Source organism: Burkholderia sp. AW49-1 (assembly GCF_053427845.1).
Genome location: NZ_JBSAXF010000013.1, coordinates 118,620 through 139,742 on the forward strand (window position 1 = coordinate 118,620; position 21,123 = coordinate 139,742).

The window sequence follows — 21,123 nt, forward strand, 5'->3', positions numbered from 1 at the left end:
CGGCCTCATGAAAGCGACGCGCGGCGCGCGGCGGCCGGCACCGCGAACAGCGAGTCCCACGCGAAGCGCGCGGTCACGCGCGTGCCGCGGCCCGCTTCCGGTGCGCTCGCGTCGAAGCTGCCGCCGAACGCCTCGCAGCGTGCGCGCATCCCGGCGAGGCCGTAGCCGGCGCGCCGGCCATGAGCAAAACCGGTCCCATCGTCGGTGACGATCAGGGACATATGTGAGTCGTCGGTGTGGATCTGCACGTCGACGGACGTCGCGCGCGCATGCTTCGCGACGTTCGACAGCGCTTCCTGCGCGACGCGGAAGATCGCGAGCGCGCCGGGGCCGCCGAGTTGCGTGAGCCGTGCGTCGGCCGCGCAGACGAAGCTCGTGCGCAGGCCGGTGCGGGCCGTGTGGCTGTCGACCCACGACGACAGGGCACCGACGACGCCGCCGTCGAGTGCCGGCGTGTCGCGCTCGTCGATCAGCCGGCGGTTGGCGTCGGTGGCGGAATCGAGCGCCTGCTGCGCCAGCTCGAGCGCGCGCAGGCAGCCGTCCGGTGCGTTGGCCGGCAGCCACGTTTGAACGTTTGCGAGCGCGAAACGTGCGGCGGTGAGTTCGGCGCCGAGTCCGTCATGCAGCTCGCCGGCGAGATGGCGGCGGGCCGCCTCGTCGGCAACCATCAGCTGGAGGGACAGCGCCGCGATCCGGGCGGCGGACGTGTCGCGTTGGGGCAGGGCTTCGGCCGCGGGCGCGGCCGCGTCGCAGCCGTGCACGAGCGGTTGCGACGGGAACGGGGCGTGAGCGCCCGTGGGCGCGTTGAGCGACGTATCCATGACTCTCCCTGCTGTCAGAAAGCGGTTCAGACACCGGCTGGCTGCGTGGATCGGCTGCCGTTTCGATGACGGCACCCGCCAGAGAATCGCCCCGTGCCGAGGTAACAAAAGTTACATCTTGTAACGTTTGAGTCCGACCCTCAAATGGTCGCCCGATCGGCGACCACGCGGGGCGAATAATATCTCAAAAATTTGGAAAACGTCATGCTGGGCGGACATTTAAGGGTAAATGTGAATAATCCGAGTGAAGCTGTTGTAGGAAAAACACTGACGCGAAAGCACTCGGATCGCCCGTATCCAAATGTAACGATTTGACATGAAATGATCGTGGCTTGTTACGAATTCGCCAAGTAGGGACGAAAAAAAACCGGAGCTTTTGCTCCGGTTCTTGACGTGGCACAAATTCGGGGTTCGATCAGTCCACGAATGCGCGTTCGATCACGTAGTGACCCGGCGCGCTGTTCTTGCCTTCGACCAGGCCGGCTTGCTTCAGCAGGTCCGTCGTGTCCTTCAGCATCGCGGTGCTGCCGCACAGCATCACGCGGTCGTTTTCCGGCGAGAACGCCGGCACGCCGAGGTCCGTGAACAGCTTGCCCGTCGCGATCAGGTCGGTGATCCGGCCCTCGTTGTCGAACGCCTCGCGCGTGACCGTCGGGTAGTAGACGAGCTTTTCCTTGATGATGTCGCCGAGGTACTCGTGGCCCGGCAGGTCGTGCTTGATGTAGTCCATGTACGCCAGCTCGCCCTTCAGGCGGCAGGTGTGCGTCAGGATGACCTTGTCGAAGCGTTCGTAGATGTCCGGGTCGCGGATGATCGACATGAACGGTGCGAGGCCCGTGCCGGTCGACAGCATCCACAGCGTCTTGCCGGGCAGCAGGTTGTCGGCGACGAGCGTGCCGGTCGGCTTCTTGCCGATCAGCACCGAGTCGCCCACCTTCAGGTGCTGCAGGCGCGACGTCAGCGGGCCGTTCTGGACCTTGATGCTGAAGAATTCGAGGTGCTCTTCGTAGTTCGGGCTGACGATCGAGTAGGCGCGCGCGAGCGGCTTGCCGTCGACCTCGAGGCCGACCATCGTGAATTCGCCGTTGTTGAAGCGCAGGCTCGGCTCACGGGTGCAGGTGAAGCTGAAAAGCGTGTCGGTCCAGTGATGGACGGATTGGACGGTGGCGGTGTCGTATTTGCTCATGGCTTTGAAAACGGACGCGCGTAGCGGACGCGTGTAACGGGCCCAAAAACGGGCAAAAAAACCGAGTGCGTCGGCCCGATCGCGGATCGGCCGGCCGGCGCGTCGGACACGCGCCTTCTCGATGACAGACGTTTGAGGAACTCGTTATTTTACCCTGCTTGGGGCAGATGCGGGCTTGACCCGCGCGGCTGCGCGGATTTGGCGCAACGAAATATTTCAACGAGCTTTCATCGATCGGCCGCGAGCTTCGCGCCCAGGCCGACGAGCGCGGCGCCGCACAGCGCGTCGAGCGGACGCCGCACGCGGCGATAGCCGCGCTGCGCGCGCGGGCTCGCGAACAGGAACGCAACACACGTATACCAGCCGGCCGACAGCACGCCGATCGTCATCAGCACCGCGCCGTTGAACCACAGCGGCACGTGCGCGGGCAGCATCGCCGCGAACACGCTGGTCCAGAACGCGCAGGATTTCGGGTTGGTCAGGCATGTCAACAGCCCGCCGCGATACGCACGCAGGTAGTCGCGCGCATGCGGCGCGGCCAGCGGCGTGTGCGCGTCCGGCACGTCGGCCGGTGCCGGGTCGCGGCGCACGCCGGCGCGCAGCAGCTTGATGCCGAAGTAGACGAGATAGACGGCGCCGCCGATCCGGATCGTCTCGTACAGCCATTCGACCTGATGCAGCACGGCCGCGAGACCGAGCATCGCGAGCGTCGCCCACGCGACCGATGCGGTGCCGACGCCGAGCGCCGACGCGGCGCCGAGGCTGCGCCGACCCGCGAGCGACAGCTGCGAAATCATGAAGAAGTTCGGGCCGGGCGTGATCGCCGCGACGAGGTAGACGACGGCGATTTGCAGCAGGATCGGAAGGTAACTCATGGCGGGCGCGGCGGCGGAGCGGGCAAAACGTTACTGTAGCGCAGCGCGCTACCGCATCACTGCGGATCGAGGCGCAGCCGTGCGATATACGGCAGGTGATCCGACAGCCACGCGGTTTCGCCGGACGGCGCCTGCCATTCGAGCGGCGTCAGCCCGCGCACGAACATCTTGTCGAGCGCGAGCGCCGGGGAGAACGCGGGGAACGTGCGGCCCGACTGGCCGAGCAGCGTCGCGACCTCGGACAGCCCGATCTCGCCGAACAGCGCGACCGAATCGTTGCGCCAGTCGTTGAAGTCGCCGGCGAGCACGAGCGGGTCGTCGCCGGCGTTGCGCACGATCCAGTGCGCGATCCAGTGCATCTGGCGCAGCCGCGCCGCGCGTGTGAGCGCGAGGTGCGCGCACAGCAGCGTGACGGGCCGTGCGCCCGCGAGCGTCGCACGCGCGACCAGCAGCCCTCGCCGCTCGAAGCGGTGCGCGGAGATGTCCCAGCGGCCGCCGAGGTCGAGCGGATGCGGCGACAGGATCGCGTTGCCGTGCCGCCACGACGGCTTGAACACGTTCGGTCCGAGCGCGATCTGCCAGTCGAGCGCCTGCGCGATCTCGGTGGCCTGGCAATGCCACACGTCGTCGACCGCGTCGTCCATCGGCGCGCCGAAGCCGGGGGCGAGCATCGGGCGCGGCATGCGGCGCGCCATCGCTTCCTGCAGGAAATACACGTCGGCGTGCGTCGACTGCATCCAGTTGCGCATCGCGTTCCATGCGGTGAAGCCGAGCGGCGAGCGGCCCTTGTGCAGGTTCCAGCTGACCGCGGTGATTTCGTCGGGCGCGGCGTGCGGCTCGGCGAACGGCAAGGACAGGGCGTCGGCGGACATGGCGTTCAGTCCTTCGCGACGTGCGCGCGCACGCGGTAGACGAGATGCGGGCGCTGCTCGACGAGCGTCCAGTCGGTCCATGCGTCGCCGCCGACCGACAGGCCCGGATGGCTCGCGACGATCTGCCGCGGCGACGCGGGCAGGCACGGATCGCTGCGCGTCGCGTTTTCGTCGTCGAGGGTTTCCTGCACGTCGAGTGCGAGCGACACCGTGCGCGCGGCGTCGTCGACGGTGAGCGGCGCGACCGTCACCGAGCGCGAGCGCTCGGTCGGCACGACGCGCGCGGCATTGCCGCAGCCGACCGGCACGGCGGACGGATAACGATGGGTGTCGGTACGGGTTTGGCCTACGGTGGTGCGTTGCTGGAACGTGTCGATCGTCTGACCGTCGCGCACCACCTGGATCTCCCACGCGACGACGGCCGGTGCGGGGCTCTGCGCATGGGCCGCGAGCGCGGCGCTCGCGAGCAGGACGGCCAGGCCGTGTTTCAGCATGAAACTTCTCCGGAAACGCGGGGTAGCGAGGAACGGACGGACATCTTACGCCCGATCGATCTGGACGGTGGTGTGACAGGACGCATCGCCGCAGGTTCGCCGCACGATCCGGTCCTGATCGAAAGGTAGGGCCGCGACACGGGTTTTCAAGCGAAAAAGCGCGCGAACTCCGCGACGCTCGCGCGCTCGGTGACGAGGCGGTTCTCGATCGCGTCCGGGTCCGCATGGCCGAGCGACATCCCGCAGACGAGCTGCTCGTTGGCCGGCATGCCGAGATGCTCGGCGACGATCCGGTGGAACGGCACGAACGCGGCCTGCGGGCAGGTGTCGAGGCCGCGTGCGCGCGCGGCCGTCATCACGCCCTGCAGGAACATGCCGCAGTCGAGCCACGCACCGTGCGTCATCACGCGGTCGAGCGTGAAGAACAGCGCGACCGGTGCATCGAAGAAGCGGAAGTTGCGCGCATGCTGCGCGTGCATGCGGGCTTTTTCGTCGTGGCCGATGTTCAACAGACCATACAGGTCCCAGCCGACCTTGCGGCGCCGGTCGATATACGGCGACACCCATTCGCGCGGATAGTAGTCGTACTCGGCGACGTATTTTTCGTCGCGGGCCGGGTCGTCGTACGCGGCGGTGAGCGCCGCGGCGAGCGCGTCGCGGGTCGCGCCGGTCGCGACGTACACGCGCCACGGCTGGATGTTGGTGCCCGACGGAGCGCGGCTCGCGGCTTCGAGGATTGCCTCGAGCGTGTCGCGCGGCACGGGCGTCGGCAGGAACGCGCGAATCGCGCGGCGCGACTTGAGCGCGGCGTCGACGGCGCGGATCGCGTCGGTGTCGACGCGCGGGACGGCAGCGGGGACGGACATCGGCATACCTTCGAAACGAAGCGCACGGTGCCGTGCGGGCATCGTGGCGAGGCCGGCGCGGCGGCCGGTGAACCATCGATCATACGCCGCGCGGCGCGGCGCTGCAGTGCGCGCGCGGTGTTAGCAGCAGACCGGGGCGGCTGCTTGCTTGCACGCCGATGCGGGATCGCTACACTGAAATCGTAAGGGTCCGATGATCGTGTGACGGTAGCGGTGGCGAGGTTGGTATGACGACGGCGATGGTGAAACAGGAACTGGCGGTGGCGTCCTTCAGCACGGTGTACGACCTCGAGCAGGTCGAGACGGCGTTGAACGACCTGAACGAGAGCGCGAGCGACGCACTGCGCGCCACCTACGAGCGCATGCTCAAGACCGGCAATCTGCGCTTTTGCGTGAAGCCGAACCGGATGCCGTCGTTCGATGAACTCGGCGACGCGTTGCCCAATTTCACCGAGCCGCTCGACGACGTGCGCAAGCAGGTCGCGCTGTGCCTCGAGACGGACGACCGGCTCGAACTGATGCCGATCCTGCTGCTCGGGCCGCCCGGCATCGGCAAGACGCATTTCGCGAAGGCGCTCGCGCAACTGCTCGGCACCGCATATCACTACGTGCCGATGAGTTCCCTGACGGCCGGCTGGATCCTGTCGGGCGCGTCGTCGCAATGGAAGAATGCGAAGCCCGGCAAGGTGTTCGATGCGCTCGTCAACGGCAGCTATGCGAACCCGGTGATCGCGGTCGACGAGATCGACAAGGCCGGCAGCGACGCGCAATACGATCCGCTCGGCGCGCTGTACGCATTGCTCGAGCACGACACCGCGCGCGCGTTCGTCGACGAATTCGCCGAAGTGCCGATCGATGCGGGCAACGTGATCTGGGTCGCGACCGCCAACGATGCGCAAGCGATTCCGGAGCCGTTGCTGAACCGCATGAACGTGTACGAGATCGCGCCGCCGGATGCGGCCGGCGCGCGGCGGATCGCGCAGACGATCTACGGCGAGATCCGCACGTCGCACGCGTGGGGGCGGCGTTTTCCCGATACGCTCGACGGCGACGCGCTCGACGTGCTGGCCGCGACGCCGCCGCGCACGATGCGCCGTGCGCTGCTGCATGCATTCGGCGCCGCGCGGCTCGACGGCCGCGACGTGATCGCACCGGCCGACATCCGCGCCGACGAGGGGGCGGCGAAGCGCCGGCCGATCGGATTCTGAGGCGGCGGCGCGCGCGTCGCCGCGACCTGGACGCATCGCGCCGTGCGTCGCTGCGCGGCGCGTGCGGGCCGATACGGATGCGTTCGGCAAGCGAATGAACCGGGACGTACAATTCTCTTCTCTCCCCTCGATGCGTAAGCGACGCGAAACGCCATGGAGCAGATGGACTGTGTGGTGATCGGCGCGGGTGTCGTCGGTCTTGCGATTGCGCGGGAACTGGCCGCGCGCGGGCGCGAAACCATCGTGCTCGAGGCGGCCGACGCGATCGGCACGGGCACGAGCTCGCGCAACAGCGAGGTGATTCATGCGGGGCTCTACTACCCGCGCGGTTCGCTGAAGGCGATGTCGTGCGTGCACGGGCGCGACCTGTTGTACGAGTTCTGCGAGACCCGTCACGTGCCGCACCGGCGCGTGGGCAAGCTGCTCGTCGCGACGAGCGCCGCGCAGGTGAAGCAGTTGAAGGCGATCGGCGCGCGCGCGGCGGAAAACGGCGTGCTCGACCTGATGCCGCTCACGCGTGCCGAGGCGCAGACGCTCGAGCCCGCGCTCGAATGCGCGGAGGCACTGTTCTCGCCGAGCACAGGTATCGTCGACAGTCACCAGTTGATGCTCGCGCTGCTCGGCGACGCCGAGCGCGACGGCGCGATGTGCGCGCTGAAATCCCCGGTGGAGTCGATCGACGTGCTGCGCGGCGGCCGCTTCGTGGTGCGCACCGGCGGCGACGCGCCGACCGAAATCGAGGCCGCGTGCGTGATCAACAGCGCGGGCCTCGGCGCGCAGGCGCTCGCGCGCCGCACGCGCGGGCTCGACCCGCGCTGGGTACCGCCGCTCTATCTCGCGCGCGGCAACTACTTCGGCCTGTCCGGGCGCGCGCCGTTCTCGCACCTCGTCTATCCGATGCCCGACCGCGCGGGGCTCGGCGTGCATCTGACACTGGATCTGGCAGGGCAGGCGCGCTTCGGCCCGGACGTCGAGTGGGTCGATGCGTTGCGCTACGAAGTCGATCCGGCGCGCGCACCGGCGTTCTACGCGTCGATCCGCACATACTGGCCGGGGCTACCCGACGACGCACTGCAGCCGGCCTACGCGGGGATCCGGCCGAAGCTCGCGGGGCCCGGCGAGCCGCCGGCAGACTTCATCGTGCAGGGCGCGGCGCAGCACGGCGTGCGCGGGCTCGTGAACCTGTTCGGCATCGAATCGCCGGGGCTGACCGCGTCGCTCGCGCTCGCGCAGCGCGTCGGCGACATGACGTCACATGCGTGACGCACGCGGCCCGCATTCGTGCGGGCCGGCCGTGTGAAATCCCTTATTTCCGGCATTTCGGCGCGCACATTCATTCGCTTGAGCGTTATTCTGTCGAACGGCCGTCGCCAGAACGGCTTTCAAACCGATAACGTTGGAGCGAGTCCCCCATGAAAACATCCCGTCGGAGTTTCCTGATTACGAGCATTGGTGCCGTGTCCGCGCTGGCGCTGTCGCGCGAAGCGCTGGCCGACGCGCCGATGCTGTCGGAAACGGATCCGGCCGCGGTGGCGCTCGGCTACAAGGCCGATGCCACGAAGGTCGACAAGACGAAGTATCCGAAATACGCAGCTGGCCAGGATTGCGCGGCCTGCATGCTGTATCAGGGCAAGAAGGGCTCGGCTTCGGGCCCGTGCGGCGCATTCCCCGGCAAGCAGGTATCGGCGAAGGGCTGGTGCAGCGCATTCACGAAGATGGGCTGACGTCCGCGGCGGCATCGTGCGATGCCGCAATGTGGCGAAAACCGCAAAACGCCCGCCATCGGACGATGGCGGGCGTTTTTTATGCTTGAAAACGGTTCCGTCGCTTTCTACACTCGCTGCAAACCAGCGCGCCGCGGCCCCCCGTGCGCCGCGCCACCCGATGGCGAATTCACGAGGACGAGGCTCGCATGGCGACGATTGCGAATTCAACGAAAACGGTCCGGCCCGAGCGTGCGCTGAACCGGCGGGCCGTTGCGGCGGCCGTGATCGGCAACGCGCTCGAGTGGTACGACTTCACGGTGTTCGGCTTCATGACCGTCGTGATCGCCGAACTGTTCTTTCCGACGACCAGCGAATACTCGTCGCTGCTGCTGACCACCGCGACGTTCGGCGTCGCGTTCTTCATGCGTCCGATCGGCGGCATCGTGTTCGGCCTGTACGCCGACCGCGCGGGCCGCAAGGCCGCGTTGTCGCTCGTGATCCTGCTGATGACGGCCGGCATCTTCCTGCTCGCGATCGCACCGCCCTATGCGGCGATCGGCATCGGCGGTCCGATCCTGATCGTGCTCGGCCGCCTGCTGCAGGGCTTCTCGGCGGGCGGCGAATTCGGCAGCGCGACCGCGCTCTTGATCGAAGCCGCGCCGTTCTCGAAACGCGGTTTCTACGGCAGCTGGCAGATGGCGAGCCAGGCGGCCGCGCTGCTGATCGGCGCGCTCGTCGGCGCGGCCGTCACGCGCGGGCTGTCGCACGACGCGCTGCGCAGCTGGGGCTGGCGCGTGCCTTTCATCCTCGGGCTCATGATCGGCCCGATCGGCTTCTACATCCGCCGTCATCTCGCGGATTCCGAAGCATTCCTGCACGCGCAGCAAAGCGCCCGCCGCGCGACGCTCGGCGAAGTGTTCACGCGCCATCCGCGCGAGGTGCTGTGCGGGCTCGGCTCGGTGATCGCGCTGACGGTGACGATCTACGTGCTGATCAGCTATCTGCCGACCTTCGCGGTGAAGCAGCTGAAGCTGCCGTATGCGGAATCGTTCTATGCGGTGATCGTCGGCAACCTGTTGCTGATGGTGCTGTCGCCGGTCGCGGGCGCGTGGTCGGACCGCATCGGCCGCAAGGGGCTGTCGCTGTGGTCCCTCGTGCTGACGCTCGCGTTGATGTATCCGTTGTTCGCGTGGCTCGACGCGGCGCCGAGCATCGGGCGGCTGATCGCGGTGCAGGCCGTGCTGTCGGTGACGCTCGCCGGCTACTACGGGCCGTTCGGCGCGATGATCGCCGAACTGTTCCCGGCCAACGTGCGCTCGACGGGGCTGTCGATCGCGTACAACGTCGCGGTGATGCTGTTCGGCGGTTTCGGGCAGTTCATCGTCACGTGGCTGATCAAGGTGACGGGCACGCCGCTCGCACCGACCTATTACGTGATGGCGGGGCTCGCGCTGTCGATCGTCGCGGTCGCGTTCGTGCCCGCGCGCAGCGCGGATCTCGACGCGCCGGCCTGACGGCCGCATTGCAGCGCGACCGTCATTTCGAAATCCGCAACGATGCGGGCCTTGGCCCCGAAATCGGCGCGGCGATCGTTCGCGCGCGCGTACGAATTGTTTAGTTGTCGAAGGAAACACGCGCGGGATGAACGAATTCGCCGCTCGCGCGCGCAGACGCACTTTTTGCATGCGCGAGACATCCGCAAAAACCCGCGCAAATGCGTCTAGAAGAGTTTTTTCTCCAGCTTGTTGCAAAATCGCTAGCTCAAGTAATATCCGCGTACCCGGCCCCAGGGGGGACCGGTTCCGATCTGGAGACCTGGAGGAAACATGGAATACAACCGTCTGTTGCACACCCTGCGTGTTACCGCCATTGCAGGCGTGGCAGCGGCATCGCTCGGCGTCGCGGGTTCTGCATTCGCACAGATCCCGAACAAAACGCTCGTCTACTGCTCAGAAGGCAGCCCGGCGGGTTTCGATTCCGCGCAATTCACGACCGGCGTCGATTTCACCGCCGCCACGTTCACCGTCTACAACCGCCTCGTCGAATTCGAGCGCGGCGGCACCAAGGTCGAGCCGGGCCTCGCCGAGAAGTGGGACGTCTCGTCCGACGGCAAGGTGTACACGTTCCACCTGCGCCATGGCGTGAAGTTCCACACGACCGACTTCTTCAAGCCGACGCGTGAGTTCAACGCGGACGACGTCGTGTTCTCGTTCGAGCGCATGCTCGATCCGAACCAGGCGTTCCGCAAGGCCTACCCGGTGTCGTTCCCGTACTTCACCGACATGGGCCTCGACAAGCTGATCACGAAGGTCGAGAAGGTCGATCCGTACACCGTAAAGTTCACCTTGGCCGAGCCGAACGCGCCGTTCATCCAGAACATGGCGATGGAATTCGCGTCGATCCTGTCGGCCGAATACGGCGATCAGCTGATGAAGGCAGGCAAGGCCGCCGACATCAACCAGAAGCCGGTCGGCACGGGCCCGTTCATCTTCCGCAGCTACACGAAGGACGCGACGATCCGTTTCGACGGGAATCCTGATTACTGGAAGAAGGGCGCTGTGAAGCTGTCGAAGCTGATCTTCTCGATCACGCCCGACCCGGGCGTGCGCGTGCAGAAGATCAAGCGCAACGAATGCCAGGTGATGAGCTATCCGCGTCCGGCCGACATCGCGACGCTGAAGGCCGACTCGGGCATCGACATGCCGTCGCAGCCGGGCTTCAACCTCGGCTACCTCGCGTACAACGTCGAGCACAAGCCGGTCGACAAGCTCGAAGTGCGTCAGGCGCTCGACATGGCGATCAACAAGAAGGCGATCCTCGAATCCGTCTATCAGGGCGCGGGCCAGGCCGCCAGCGCACCGATGCCGCCGACCCAATGGTCGTACGACAAGAACCTGAAGATGGCGCCGAACGACACCGCGAAGGCGAAGGCGCTGCTCGCGAAGGCCGGCTATCCGAACGGTTTCGACATCACGCTGTGGGCGATGCCGGTGCAGCGCGCGTACAACCCGAACGCCCGCCTGATGGCCGAGATGATCCAGGCCGACTGGGCAAAGATCGGCGTGAAGGCGAAGATCGTCACGTACGAGTGGGGCGAGTACATCAAGCGCGCACACACGGGCGAGCAGGACACCATGCTGATCGGCTGGACGGGCGACAACGGCGACCCCGACAACTGGCTCGGCACGCTGCTCGGCTGCGAGGCGATCAAGGGCAACAACTTCTCGCACTGGTGCTACAAGCCGTTCGACGAGCTGATCCAGAAGGGTCGCACGACGACCGGCCAGGACGCGCGCACGAAGATCTACATGCAGGCCCAGCAGATCTTCGCGCAGCAGCTGCCGTTCTCGCCGATCGCGAACTCGACGGTCTACCAGCCGGTGCGCAAGAACGTGGTCGACATGCGCATCGAGCCGCTCGGCTATGCGCGTTTCGACGGTGTCAGCGTGAAGTAACCGGGCTGGCCTAAGCTGTCGTCATCAAGAAGACCGGCTTGAAATCATCCGGCGGCGAGGGGCCAAAAGCCCCTCGTCGCCGGTCGCACATTTCCCACAAGAAAATACGAGACGCATCATGTTCACATTCGTGTTGCGCCGCGTGGGGATGGTGATCCCGACCTTCATCGGCATCACCATCCTGGCGTTTGCGCTGATTCACCTGATACCGGGCGACCCCATCGAAGTGATGATGGGCGAGCGCGGCGTCGATCCCGCGATGCATGCGGAGGCGATGAAACGCCTCGGGCTCGACCAGCCGCTGCCCCTGCAGTACGTCCACTACATCGGCCGGGCGCTGCATGGCGACCTCGGCACGTCGATCATCACCAACACCAGCGTCGCGGGCGAATTCTTCGCGCGCTTCCCGGCGACCGTCGAGCTGTCGCTGTGCGCGCTCGTGTTCGCACTCGCCGTCGGGCTGCCGGCCGGCGTGATCGCCGCGCTGCGGCGCGGCTCGGTCGTCGATCACGGCGTGATGGGCACCGCGCTCACCGGCTATTCGATGCCGATCTTCTGGTGGGGGCTGATCCTCATCATGGTGTTTTCGTCATACCTCGGCTGGACGCCCGTATCCGGGCGCATCGCGGTCGAATACGACTTCCCGCATCCGACCGGCTTCATGCTGATCGACGCGCTGCTCGCGCCGGACGAAGGTTCGTTCAAGTCGGCGGTCAGCCACCTGATCCTGCCCGCGATCGTGCTCGGCACGATCCCGCTCGCGGTGATCGCGCGGATGACGCGCTCGTCGATGCTCGAAGTGCTGCGCGAGGACTACATCCGCACCGCCCGTGCGAAGGGGCTGTCGCCCGCGCGCGTGGTCGTCGTGCATGCGCTGCGCAATGCGCTGATTCCCGTCGTCACCGTGATCGGCCTGCAGATCGGCACGCTGCTTGCCGGCGCCGTGCTGACCGAGACGCTCTTTTCGTGGCCCGGTGTCGGCAAATGGCTGATCGATGCGATCGGCCGTCGCGACTATCCGGTCGTCCAGGGCGGCATCCTGCTGATCGCGACGCTCGTGATCGTCGTGAACCTGGTCGTCGACCTGCTGTACGGCGTGCTGAATCCGCGCATCCGCCACACGAGGTAATTCCATGAGCAATCTGCAAAATACCCTGCCGAGCGAATCCGCGCCGGCCGGCGGCCGTGCGCTCGCGCTGCGCGAGTTCTGGGCCAACTTCTCGCGCAATCGTGGCGCCGTCGGCGCCGGCATCGTCGTGCTGGTGCTGATCCTGGTCGCGCTCCTCGCGCCGCTGATCGCGCCGCACAGCCCGGTCGAGCAATACCGCGACTACGTGAAGATCCCGCCCGCATGGCTCGCGGGCGGCAACTGGCAGTTCATCCTCGGCACCGACGAAGCGGGCCGCGACATCCTTTCGCGCCTGATGTTCGGCGCGCGCATGTCGTTCTGGATCGGCTTCGTGTCGGTCGTGCTCGCGCTGATCCCGGGCATCGTGCTCGGGCTGGTCGCCGCGTTCTTCCAGAAATGGGCCGACACGCCGGTGATGCGCATCATGGACGTGCTGCTCGCGCTGCCGTCGCTGCTGCTCGCGGTCGCGGTCGTCGCGATCATCGGCCCGGGCCTCACCAACACGATGTTCGCGATCGCGATCGTCGCGCTGCCGGCCTACGTGCGTCTCACGCGTGCGTCGGCGCTCGGCGAACTGCAGAAGGAGTACGTGACGGCGTCGCGCGTGGCCGGTGCCGGCACGCTGCGCCTGATGTTCTCCCAGGTGCTGCCGAACTGCACGGCGCCGCTGATCGTGCAGGCGACGCTCGGCTTCTCGTCGGCCATTCTCGACGCGGCGGCGCTCGGCTTCCTCGGCCTCGGCGTGCAGCCGCCGACCGCGGAATGGGGCGCGATGCTCGCGTCCGCGCGCGACTACATCGACAACGCATGGTGGATCGTGACGATGCCCGGCCTGTCGATCCTGATTTCGGTGCTCGCGATCAACCTGCTCGGCGACGGGCTGCGCGACGCGCTCGATCCCAAACTGAAGCGGATGGCCTGACATGACCCAGAATCTTCTGACCATCCGCAATCTCGCGGTGAACTTCAACGGCCTGCCCGCTGTCGACCGGATCAACCTGTCGATCGCGCCGGGCGAGGTGGTGGGCGTCGTCGGCGAATCGGGCTCGGGCAAGAGCGTGACGATGATGGCGCTGATGGGCCTGATCGACGCGCCCGGCAAGGTGACGGCCGACGAGGTCACGTTCAACGGCGTGGATCTGCTGAAGGCGTCGCCGAAGGCGCGCCGCAAGATCGTCGGCAAGGACATCGCGATGGTGTTCCAGGACGCGCTGACGAGCCTGAATCCGAGCTACACGGTCGGCTACCAGATCAAGGAGGTGCTGAAGCTGCACGAAGGCCTGCGCGGCGACGCGCTGCACCGGCGCGCGCTCGAACTGCTCGACCAGGTCGGCATTCCCGACGCGAAGAACCGCATCACGGCGTTCCCGCACCAGATGTCGGGCGGGATGAACCAGCGCGTGATGATCGCGATGGCGGTCGCGTGCAACCCGAAGCTGCTGATCGCCGACGAGCCGACCACCGCGCTCGACGTGACGATCCAGGCGCAGATCATGGATCTGCTCGTGAAGCTGCAGAAGGAGCGCGGGATGGCGCTCGTGCTGATCTCGCACGACCTGGCCGTGGTGTCGGAGGTCGCGCAGCGCGTCGCGGTGATGTATGCGGGCGAGGTCATCGAGACCAATCGCGTGCCGGATATCTTCCGCGCGCCGCATCATCCGTACACCGAAGCGCTGCTCGCGGCGATTCCCGAGCACAATCAGGGGGCGCGTCGCCTTGCCGCATTGCCGGGCATGGTGCCCGGCCGCGATGATCGCCCGTCCGGGTGCCTGTTCGCGCCGCGCTGCAAGTACGTCGTCGACGATTGCCGCAAGGCGCGCCCGGCGCTCGATACGCTGGTGCCGGCCAACGATGCGATGCGCGCGCGTTGTATCAAGCCGCTCAATGTTTCCAACCTCGACCTGACGGGAGGCGCACGATGAATGCTGTCCAAGAAACGCCTCGCGTGCCGCACGACGAGGAAGCGGTGCTGGTCGCCGACCAGCTCGCGAAGCACTACACGGTCAAGCGCGGGATGTTCGGGCAGGGCACGGTGAAGGCGCTGAACGGCGTGTCGTTCACGCTGAAGCGCGGCAAGACGCTCGCCGTCGTCGGCGAATCGGGCTGCGGGAAATCGACGCTCGCGCGCCAGCTCACGATGATCGAGACGCCCACCTCGGGCCACCTGACGATCGACGGCAAGGACGTGGCCGGCGCGAGCCGCGAGACGGTCGCCGACCTGCGCCGCCGCGTGCAGATGGTGTTCCAGAATCCGTTCGCGTCGCTGAACCCGCGCAAGACGGTCGAGCAGACGCTCTCGGAACCGCTCGAGATCAATGCGAACCTGACGGCCGCCGAGCGCGCGGCGCGCATCGCGCAGATCATGCGCACGGTCGGCCTGCGGCCCGAGCATGCGAAGCGCTATCCGCACATGTTCTCGGGCGGCCAGCGCCAGCGGGTCGCGATCGCGCGCGCGATGATCCTCGATCCGCGGATCGTCGTCGCCGACGAGCCGGTGTCCGCGCTCGACGTGTCGATCCAGGCGCAGATCCTGAACCTGTTCATGGATCTGCAGGAGCAGTTCAAGACGAGCTACGTGTTCATCTCGCACAACCTGTCGGTGGTCGAGCACGTCGCCGACGACGTGATGGTGATGTACTTCGGCAGCGTCGCCGAGCTCGGCGACAAGGCGACGATCTACGCGCGGCCGCGCCATCCGTACACGCGCGCGCTGATGTCGGCGACGCCGGCGATCTTCGAGGAAGACCGCCGCGTGCAGATCAAGCTGCAGGGCGAGCTGCCGTCGCCGCTCAATCCGCCGTCGGGCTGCGCGTTTCACCAGCGCTGCCCGTACGCGGTCGAGCGTTGCCGTGTCGAGGAACCGCAGCTGCGCGACGTCGACGGACGCCGCGTGGCCTGCCATCGCGCCGAGGAGGTGGGGGAGGCGAATGCCTGATGGTTTGGCGGCGCGCGCGTCCGGCGTGCGCCGTTGGGGGGCCGGCAGCGCGCGCGTGATGCGCGCGTGCCGCAACGCACGGCGCTGGAGCGTGCGCACGGTCACGGGCGCGGCGCTGGCCGGCGCGTGCGTGGCGGCCGGCCTCGTCGTTCCCGTCGAGTCGGTGCGCGCCGAAGGGCGCGTGCCGGCGAGTTCGCCGATCCGTCCGTCGCAGGTTCCGCCGCCCGGCATGAGCCTGCCGGGCTTCCATGCGCCGTCCGTGTCGAACGGCACGGTCGCGCGCGGCACGGTGCGCGTGCAGCCCGCACGCATGCCGTTTTATGTCGCCACCCGGGGCAAGGTCACGCTGTACGTGCTCGGCACGCTGCATACGGGCGACCCGTCCGACTATCCGCCCGCTCAGCCGTTCCGGCCGCGCATTCTCGGCGCGCTCGCGGCGTCGCCGACGCTCGCGCTCGAGCTGTCGCCGGACGATCTGCTCGAATCGCAGGACGACGTGTCGAAGTACGGCGTGTGCCGCTACCCGTGCCTGCAGCGCCTGTTGCCGGAGCCGCTGTGGCAGCGCCTCGCGGGGCGCCTGCGCGGCAATCCGGCTGCGCTCGCGGAGATCCGCCGGATGCGGCCGTGGCTCGCGGCGCTGGTCGTCGAAACCTACGACTCGCTGTCGGCTGGCCTGCAGACGGAATACGGCACCGAGGCGCAACTTCAGAACGTATTCCTGAAGAAGAAGGGTGGCCGCGTGATCGGGCTCGAGACACTCGCCGAGCAGATGCGCGCGTTCACCGGGCTGACGCTCGCCGAGCAGCGCGAGATGCTCGCGCAGGACATGGTGCAGACGCCGGCGCAGAACGCCGACGACATCAAGGCGCTGCACCGGCTGTGGCAAATTGGCGACGCCGATGCGATCGCGGCGTGGGCGGTCGCGAAGAGCGAGCGGCTGGCCCGTTCGAAGGCGCTGTCGGCGTCGATCGACAACAAGATCCTGTACGAACGCAACCGGCGCTTCGTTGCACGGATGACGGCAATCGCTGCGCCGAACCGGCCGGTATTCGTCGCCATCGGCGCGCTGCATCTGGGCGGCCCGCGCGGCGTGCTCGAATTGTTGCGCCAGCAAGGGTATCAGGTCGACGCGAACTGATCGCGCCGGGCGCCGCGCACCGATCCTCCCCTGTTTGATCGGCGATACGCACGCGCTGCGAGGCGCCTGTGCGGCCGCGCGATTCGATAAGGAAAACCCTTGAATCCTCAGGAAATAGCGTTTAAAACGATTGACATCCGGTTCTGCCGATCTCTATTCTTCATCCCACAAGTTGAAAAATTGAAAAGAATAGAAAAAGTTCTACGGGGTAGCAGAAAACAAAGCGCGGGGTTAGCGTAGCCGGCACGTGATGATCGTGCCGGCCGCGGAGTGTCTGCATGCACGGCGGGGCCAAACATCGTCGGGACAACAAATGCATGCGACAGACTTGCGGATAAGCGACGTTCCGTCGTCCGACCGGGGGAAGCAGCAATCGGGCGGCGGCGGACGTTTTTTAATCCGGAGCATTATTCCGGTCACCGTCGACAGACGGTTTCGGGGGGCGAATCGACAGACGGCGAAGTCCGCGGCGATTGCGCCAACAGAAAAGCGCCACGAGGGCGCTTTTTTTCTTTGGTGCGGCGGTTTTCGTCGGGCGGCGGCGCGGCTTGCGCGCCGGTCAGGCGCCTTCGTCGGCTTCCAGCGCGCCCGGGGCGACGACGTCGATGCCGGCCGCTTCGAGCGCCGCGCGGATCCGCTTCGCGAACGCGAGCGCATGCGGGCCGTCGCCGTGCAGGCAGACGGTCTGCGCATTGAGCGGCACCCACTCGCCGCTCACCGACTGCACCTGCCGATCGCGCACCATGTCGAGCGTGCGCGCGAGCACCGCTTCCTCGTCATCGATCAGCGCGCCGGGCTGACTGCGCGGCACGAGCGAGCCGTCCGCGCGATAGCCGCGATCGGCGAACACTTCCTCCACCGCGGCGAGCCCCGCGTGGCGCGCGGCCGCGACGAACACGCTGTTCGCGAGCCCGAACACGGCAAGCGACGGATCGAAGTCGTGGATCGCGGACACCACCGCGTCGGCGATCATCGGATCGCGCGCGGCCTGGTTGTACAGCGCGCCGTGCGGCTTCACGTGCGCGATGCGGCCGCCCTCGGCCTGCGCGATCGCCGATAGCGCACCGAGCTGGTACAGCACGCCGGCATAGATGTCGCCGGCCGGCAGCTGCATTTCCTTGCGGCCGAAATTCTCCGGGTCGTGAAAGCTCGGGTGCGCGCCGATCGACACGCCTTTCTGCACGGCCCAGCGCACGCAGTCGCGCATCGCATTGGCGCCGCCTGCATGCCAGCCGCACGCGATGTTCGCCGACGTGACGAGGTCGAGCAGCGCCTCGTCCGATCCGCATCCTTCGCCGAGATCGGCATTCAGATCGATTTCCATGATGTTCCTCGTCCACTGATGGCGTGGCGCGTCCTTCGTCCTGCTTCCGCCATTGTCACGCCGCGCGCGATTGCGCGCGGCGGCGGGTCTCCTCGCGCATCTCGATCGCGACGTCGATCTGACGCAGATAGGCACGTTCTGCGGTCAGCGCGGCGCGCGCGGCGTCGGGTGTCGTGCGCACGAAGCGGATCGGCAGGTTGAGCCGCGCCTGTGCAAGTTTCCAGAGATCCGCGCGGATCACCGTGCCGATCTTCGGATAGCCGCCGGTGGTCTGCGCGTCGTGCATCAGCACGATCGGCTGGCCGTTCGGCGGCACCTGGATCGTGCCGGGCAGCACCGCGTGCGACAGCAGCTCGACCGGCCGCTCGCGCACCAGCTCGGCGCCGGCGAGACGATAGCCCATCCGGTTGCTGTTCGCGGTGACGAGCCATTCCTCGTCCCAGAACGCCTGCTGCGAATCGGCCGCGAACGACGCGTAGTCGGGGCCCGGCAGCACGCGCACGGGCATCGCCCACGGCGCATGCGCGGGCCGGTGGCGGCGCGGCGGTTCGTCGACGCGCACGAACGCGCACCACGCGGGCGCTTTCACGCCGAATTCGGGCGCATCGGCCGCGAGGCAGCCGGCGCCGGCCGGCGGCACACCGACCGGAAGCCGATCGCCGTCGCGCAGCGCGCGGCCGCCGAGGCCGCCGAAGCGCGATGCGAGATCGGTGCTGCGCGAGCCGAGCATCGGCAGCACGTCGATGCCGCCGGCGATGCACAGATAGCCGCGCATCCCGCGTTTCGCGGCCGGCAGCACGAGCGTCTGCCCTGCATCGACCGGCAGGCTCCACCAGGAATACACGGGCTTGCCGTCGAGCGTCGCGCCGAATTCGGTGCCGGTGATCGCGATGCGCGTCGCGCGCGTGAAGCGGAACGCGGCCGGGCCGATCGTGATTTCGACGGCTGCCGCGTCGGGGCGATTGCCGACCAGCCGGTTGCCGACTTCGAGCGCGAGGCCGTCGAGCGCGCCGCCCTGCGCGACGCCGAGATGGCGCATGCCGCGGCGGCCGAGATCCTGCACGGTCGACAACGGGCCGGCGCGGACCACCTCGATCGTGCCCGGTGCGGTGTTCTGGGTCATGTCGCGTCGACTCCGGCAATGGTGAAGCGCACGCGGTCGCCGGGCAGCAGCAGCGCCGGCTGCGGCCGCGCCGGGTCGAACAGCACGTGCGACGTGCGGCCGATCAGCTGCCAGCCGCCGGGTGACGTGGCCGGGTAGATGCCCGTCTGCGCCCCGCCGATGCCGACCGAGCCGGCCGGCACTTCCAGGCGCGGCGCCGCGCGGCGCGGCGTGTGCAGCGACGCATCGAGGCCGCCGAGATAGGCGAAGCCCGGCTGGAAGCCGACGAAGAACACGACGTATTCGCCGGCCGCGTGACGCGCGACGACTTCGTCGGCCGGCAGCCCGGTGTGCGCGGCGACGGCCGCCAGATCGGGGCCGGCCGCACCGCCGTATTCGACCGGGATTTCGATTTCCCGGCCGTCCGCGTGCTCGATGTCGGCGGTTTCCCACGCGTCGCGCAGCGCGGGCTTGAGCGACTCGGCCGTCGCGGCGAGCGCGTCGAACACGATCGTCAGGTTGTTCATGCCCGGCACGACGTCGATCACGTCGGGCCACGCGCGCGCGACCTCGGCGACGGCCCAGACGCGGCGCTGGCAATCGAGCGTGGCGGGCGGCGGCACTTCGCAGACGAGGGCGGCGTCGCCGAGCGGATAAATGCGGGGTTGCGTCATCGGACTGGCACGGTTCGGACGGCAATGTTAGCGCACATTGTCAATAAAATATCGACAACTTCCCAATAAGCGTTTTCGCCTAGCCCGTATGTCCGGGCTTCTGGCGTACACTCGGCACACCCTGTCATCCGGCTTGCGCCGCCTTTCCATGAAGCGTCCTGCGACCAAGATCGTGTCATCCGAACACCTCGTTTCCGATTCGAGCGCGGAGCTGTCGGAACTCGAATACGGGCTCATCATGGCCGGCAATGCGTTTAATCGCTGGATGGTGCGCTGCATGTCGGCCGCGGGCGCGAAGGACATGACGGCGGTCGAGGTGTCGCTGCTGCATCACGTCAGCCATCGCGAACGCAAGAAGAAGCTCGCCGACATCTGCTTCGTGCTCAATATCGAGGATACGCACGTCGCGACCTATGCGCTGAAAAAACTGATCGCGCGCGGCTATGTGAAGAGCGAGAAGAGCGGCAAGGAAGTGTTCTTCTTCGCGACCGACGCGGGCCGCGAGCTGTGCATGAAGTATCGGGAGGTGCGCGAGCATTGCCTGATCGAGACGCTGAAGGACAGCGGCCTCACCAACGAGCAGATCGGCGACGCGGCGCAGCTGCTGCGCCACGCATCGGGCCTCTACGACACGGCCGCGCGCGCGGCGGCGTCGCTGTAAACGATTGCGGACGGGACGGTCGACGCGGTGACGCGCGGCATGCCGCAGCCTTCGCGTCGCGCGCCCCGTCATCCGGCGGCCGGGTAAAGCGCGCCGTCGGTCACGATCCAGCGCATCGCGAGATCGTGCGCTTCGGCCGGCAGCGCGTCCAGGCGGCACGCTTCATACGCGATGCCGACCGTCACCGGCAGCGTCTCGCCCGGCCACACCGCGAGCGTGCGGTCGTAATAGCCGCCGCCATAGCCGAGCCGGTAGCGCTGCAGATCGAATCCCACACACGGAATCAGCAACAGATCGGGCACGACGACGACCCCCGACGCCGGCTCCGGAATCCGGTGATGCCCTTCGCGCATCGGCGTGTGCGCATCCCACGCATGGAACGCGAGCGGCGTGTGCTTCTCGCCGATCACCGGCAGCGCGGCGCGGCGCCCCGGGCCTGCCGCGGACCACGCGAGCACCGCGTCGCGCGCGTCGAATTCGCCCGGCAGCGGCCAGTAGAAGCCGACCGTGCGCGGCGCGAGCCGCTCGAGCAACAGGCGCAGCCGCGCGTCGAGCGCGGCGTTCGCGGCGGGCTGCGACGCGGCGTCGCGACGCGCGCCGGACAGCGTTTTGCGCAGTGCAACCTTCGGGTTCGGCACAGGGTTGCATGCTATGCTTTCGCTCACTTCGTGCTCCAT

21 protein-coding genes are annotated in these 21,123 nt (G+C 67.5%); 11 read left to right on the plus strand and 10 right to left on the minus strand.

Translation table 11 applies throughout. The features are described from left to right. Positions 1 to 5: 5 nt before the first annotated feature. From rqpS to ACV22W_RS20650, 6 genes are all read right to left on the minus strand, one after another. Positions 6 to 821, minus strand: a complete 816-nt coding sequence (gene rqpS / locus ACV22W_RS20625; RefSeq protein ID WP_448021372.1) for a quorum system sensor histidine kinase RqpS — start codon at positions 819 to 821, stop codon at positions 6 to 8. A 415-nt stretch (positions 822 to 1,236) separates the two neighbouring features. Beyond that, positions 1,237 to 2,007: a ferredoxin--NADP reductase gene (locus ACV22W_RS20630; RefSeq protein WP_059535031.1), complete on the minus strand. Its 771-nt coding sequence runs from the start codon at positions 2,005 to 2,007 to the stop codon at positions 1,237 to 1,239. Positions 2,008 to 2,234: 227 nt separating this feature from the next. After that, a complete protein-coding gene (locus tag ACV22W_RS20635; protein ID WP_448021374.1) occupies positions 2,235 to 2,882 on the minus strand; it encodes a LysE family translocator in 648 nt (215 codons plus the stop codon). Positions 2,883 to 2,938: 56 nt separating this feature from the next. After that, positions 2,939 to 3,754, minus strand: coding sequence for an endonuclease/exonuclease/phosphatase family protein (locus ACV22W_RS20640; protein ID WP_059448471.1), 816 nt, complete (start codon positions 3,752 to 3,754; stop codon positions 2,939 to 2,941). A gap of 5 nt (positions 3,755 to 3,759) precedes the next feature. Next, entirely contained in the window at positions 3,760 to 4,248 is a 489-nt protein-coding gene (locus ACV22W_RS20645; RefSeq protein WP_448021376.1) for a hypothetical protein, read from the minus strand. A 146-nt stretch (positions 4,249 to 4,394) separates the two neighbouring features. Next, a complete protein-coding gene (locus ACV22W_RS20650) occupies positions 4,395 to 5,114 on the minus strand; it encodes a nitroreductase (RefSeq protein ID WP_448021378.1) in 720 nt (239 codons plus the stop codon). Between the two features lie 227 nt (positions 5,115 to 5,341). Here ACV22W_RS20650 and ACV22W_RS20655 point away from each other — a divergent pair, with 227 nt between their 5' ends. The 10 genes from ACV22W_RS20655 to ACV22W_RS20700 all read left to right on the plus strand — a co-directional run bounded on the left by ACV22W_RS20655 (position 5,342) and on the right by ACV22W_RS20700 (position 16,685). Further along, positions 5,342 to 6,322, plus strand: a complete 981-nt coding sequence (locus tag ACV22W_RS20655) for an AAA family ATPase (RefSeq protein ID WP_448021380.1) — start codon at positions 5,342 to 5,344, stop codon at positions 6,320 to 6,322. Between the two features lie 153 nt (positions 6,323 to 6,475). Beyond that, on the plus strand, positions 6,476 to 7,585 hold the full coding sequence (locus tag ACV22W_RS20660) for an NAD(P)/FAD-dependent oxidoreductase (RefSeq protein ID WP_448021382.1): 1,110 nt from the start codon (positions 6,476 to 6,478) through the stop codon (positions 7,583 to 7,585). Between the two features lie 149 nt (positions 7,586 to 7,734). After that, complete coding sequence (locus ACV22W_RS20665) at positions 7,735 to 8,046, plus strand: high-potential iron-sulfur protein (RefSeq protein WP_059535040.1); 312 nt, start codon at positions 7,735 to 7,737, stop codon at positions 8,044 to 8,046. 188 nt (positions 8,047 to 8,234) lie between these two features. Beyond that, positions 8,235 to 9,542, plus strand: coding sequence for an MFS transporter (locus ACV22W_RS20670; protein WP_059703177.1), 1,308 nt, complete (start codon positions 8,235 to 8,237; stop codon positions 9,540 to 9,542). Positions 9,543 to 9,854: 312 nt separating this feature from the next. Further along, complete coding sequence (locus tag ACV22W_RS20675) at positions 9,855 to 11,483, plus strand: ABC transporter substrate-binding protein (RefSeq protein WP_059535044.1); 1,629 nt, start codon at positions 9,855 to 9,857, stop codon at positions 11,481 to 11,483. A gap of 118 nt (positions 11,484 to 11,601) precedes the next feature. Next, complete coding sequence (locus tag ACV22W_RS20680) at positions 11,602 to 12,612, plus strand: ABC transporter permease subunit (protein ID WP_059691952.1); 1,011 nt, start codon at positions 11,602 to 11,604, stop codon at positions 12,610 to 12,612. Between the two features lie 4 nt (positions 12,613 to 12,616). Then, positions 12,617 to 13,534 (plus strand): ABC transporter permease subunit, encoded by a 918-nt coding sequence (locus ACV22W_RS20685; protein ID WP_059607393.1) that lies wholly within the window; start codon positions 12,617 to 12,619, stop codon positions 13,532 to 13,534. 1 nt (position 13,535) lies between these two features. Further along, positions 13,536 to 14,534, plus strand: a complete 999-nt coding sequence (locus ACV22W_RS20690; RefSeq protein ID WP_059535050.1) for an ABC transporter ATP-binding protein — start codon at positions 13,536 to 13,538, stop codon at positions 14,532 to 14,534. Then, positions 14,531 to 15,547, plus strand: coding sequence for a peptide ABC transporter ATP-binding protein (locus ACV22W_RS20695; RefSeq protein WP_059819921.1), 1,017 nt, complete (start codon positions 14,531 to 14,533; stop codon positions 15,545 to 15,547). The genes ACV22W_RS20690 and ACV22W_RS20695 overlap by 4 nt, the downstream gene beginning before the upstream one ends. After that, on the plus strand, positions 15,540 to 16,685 hold the full coding sequence (locus ACV22W_RS20700; RefSeq protein ID WP_448021385.1) for a TraB/GumN family protein: 1,146 nt from the start codon (positions 15,540 to 15,542) through the stop codon (positions 16,683 to 16,685). The genes ACV22W_RS20695 and ACV22W_RS20700 overlap by 8 nt, the downstream gene beginning before the upstream one ends. A 559-nt stretch (positions 16,686 to 17,244) precedes the next feature. Here ACV22W_RS20700 and pxpA read toward each other — a convergent pair. Genes pxpA through pxpB form a run of 3 tightly spaced genes read right to left on the minus strand, consistent with a single transcriptional unit; the run spans position 17,245 to position 19,785 of the window. Next, the gene (pxpA, locus tag ACV22W_RS20705) at positions 17,245 to 18,009 is read right to left on the minus strand and encodes a 5-oxoprolinase subunit PxpA (RefSeq protein ID WP_124626961.1); all 765 of its coding nucleotides are present in this window, start codon (positions 18,007 to 18,009) and stop codon (positions 17,245 to 17,247) included. A gap of 55 nt (positions 18,010 to 18,064) precedes the next feature. After that, entirely contained in the window at positions 18,065 to 19,132 is a 1,068-nt protein-coding gene (locus tag ACV22W_RS20710) for a 5-oxoprolinase subunit C family protein (RefSeq protein WP_059691956.1), read from the minus strand. After that, positions 19,129 to 19,785 (minus strand): 5-oxoprolinase subunit PxpB, encoded by a 657-nt coding sequence (gene pxpB, locus ACV22W_RS20715; RefSeq protein WP_448021386.1) that lies wholly within the window; start codon positions 19,783 to 19,785, stop codon positions 19,129 to 19,131. The genes ACV22W_RS20710 and pxpB overlap by 4 nt, the downstream gene beginning before the upstream one ends. Positions 19,786 to 19,933: 148 nt before the next feature. Here pxpB and ACV22W_RS20720 point away from each other — a divergent pair, with 148 nt between their 5' ends. After that, the gene (locus tag ACV22W_RS20720) at positions 19,934 to 20,446 is read left to right on the plus strand and encodes a winged helix DNA-binding protein (protein WP_059535061.1); all 513 of its coding nucleotides are present in this window, start codon (positions 19,934 to 19,936) and stop codon (positions 20,444 to 20,446) included. Between the two features lie 68 nt (positions 20,447 to 20,514). On the opposite strand, the gene ACV22W_RS20725 is transcribed toward ACV22W_RS20720, so the two are convergent. Then, entirely contained in the window at positions 20,515 to 21,123 is a 609-nt protein-coding gene (locus tag ACV22W_RS20725; protein WP_448021388.1) for a 5-formyltetrahydrofolate cyclo-ligase, read from the minus strand.

Excerpts from the sequence above, each read along its gene's own strand:
- ACV22W_RS20640 (WP_059448471.1), bottom strand. The coding sequence starts at position 3,754 with ATGTCCGCCGACGCCCTGTCCTTGCCGTTCGCCGAGCCGCACGCCGCG.
- ACV22W_RS20690 (WP_059535050.1), top strand. The coding sequence starts at position 13,536 with ATGACCCAGAATCTTCTGACCATCCGCAATCTCGCGGTGAACTTCAAC.
- ACV22W_RS20645 (WP_448021376.1), bottom strand. The coding sequence starts at position 4,248 with ATGCTGAAACACGGCCTGGCCGTCCTGCTCGCGAGCGCCGCGCTCGCG.
- ACV22W_RS20720 (WP_059535061.1), top strand. The coding sequence starts at position 19,934 with ATGAAGCGTCCTGCGACCAAGATCGTGTCATCCGAACACCTCGTTTCC.
- rqpS (WP_448021372.1), bottom strand. The coding sequence starts at position 821 with ATGGATACGTCGCTCAACGCGCCCACGGGCGCTCACGCCCCGTTCCCG.
- pxpA (WP_124626961.1), bottom strand. The coding sequence starts at position 18,009 with ATGGAAATCGATCTGAATGCCGATCTCGGCGAAGGATGCGGATCGGAC.
- ACV22W_RS20710 (WP_059691956.1), bottom strand. The coding sequence starts at position 19,132 with ATGACCCAGAACACCGCACCGGGCACGATCGAGGTGGTCCGCGCCGGC.
- ACV22W_RS20700 (WP_448021385.1), top strand. The coding sequence starts at position 15,540 with ATGCCTGATGGTTTGGCGGCGCGCGCGTCCGGCGTGCGCCGTTGGGGG.
- ACV22W_RS20635 (WP_448021374.1), bottom strand. The coding sequence starts at position 2,882 with ATGAGTTACCTTCCGATCCTGCTGCAAATCGCCGTCGTCTACCTCGTC.
- ACV22W_RS20725 (WP_448021388.1), bottom strand. The coding sequence starts at position 21,123 with ATGGAGCACGAAGTGAGCGAAAGCATAGCATGCAACCCTGTGCCGAAC.
- ACV22W_RS20675 (WP_059535044.1), top strand. The coding sequence starts at position 9,855 with ATGGAATACAACCGTCTGTTGCACACCCTGCGTGTTACCGCCATTGCA.
- ACV22W_RS20630 (WP_059535031.1), bottom strand. The coding sequence starts at position 2,007 with ATGAGCAAATACGACACCGCCACCGTCCAATCCGTCCATCACTGGACC.
- ACV22W_RS20650 (WP_448021378.1), bottom strand. The coding sequence starts at position 5,114 with ATGTCCGTCCCCGCTGCCGTCCCGCGCGTCGACACCGACGCGATCCGC.
- ACV22W_RS20695 (WP_059819921.1), top strand. The coding sequence starts at position 14,531 with ATGAATGCTGTCCAAGAAACGCCTCGCGTGCCGCACGACGAGGAAGCG.
- pxpB (WP_448021386.1), bottom strand. The coding sequence starts at position 19,785 with ATGACGCAACCCCGCATTTATCCGCTCGGCGACGCCGCCCTCGTCTGC.
- ACV22W_RS20670 (WP_059703177.1), top strand. The coding sequence starts at position 8,235 with ATGGCGACGATTGCGAATTCAACGAAAACGGTCCGGCCCGAGCGTGCG.
- ACV22W_RS20685 (WP_059607393.1), top strand. The coding sequence starts at position 12,617 with ATGAGCAATCTGCAAAATACCCTGCCGAGCGAATCCGCGCCGGCCGGC.
- ACV22W_RS20665 (WP_059535040.1), top strand. The coding sequence starts at position 7,735 with ATGAAAACATCCCGTCGGAGTTTCCTGATTACGAGCATTGGTGCCGTG.
- ACV22W_RS20655 (WP_448021380.1), top strand. The coding sequence starts at position 5,342 with ATGACGACGGCGATGGTGAAACAGGAACTGGCGGTGGCGTCCTTCAGC.
- ACV22W_RS20680 (WP_059691952.1), top strand. The coding sequence starts at position 11,602 with ATGTTCACATTCGTGTTGCGCCGCGTGGGGATGGTGATCCCGACCTTC.
- ACV22W_RS20660 (WP_448021382.1), top strand. The coding sequence starts at position 6,476 with ATGGAGCAGATGGACTGTGTGGTGATCGGCGCGGGTGTCGTCGGTCTT.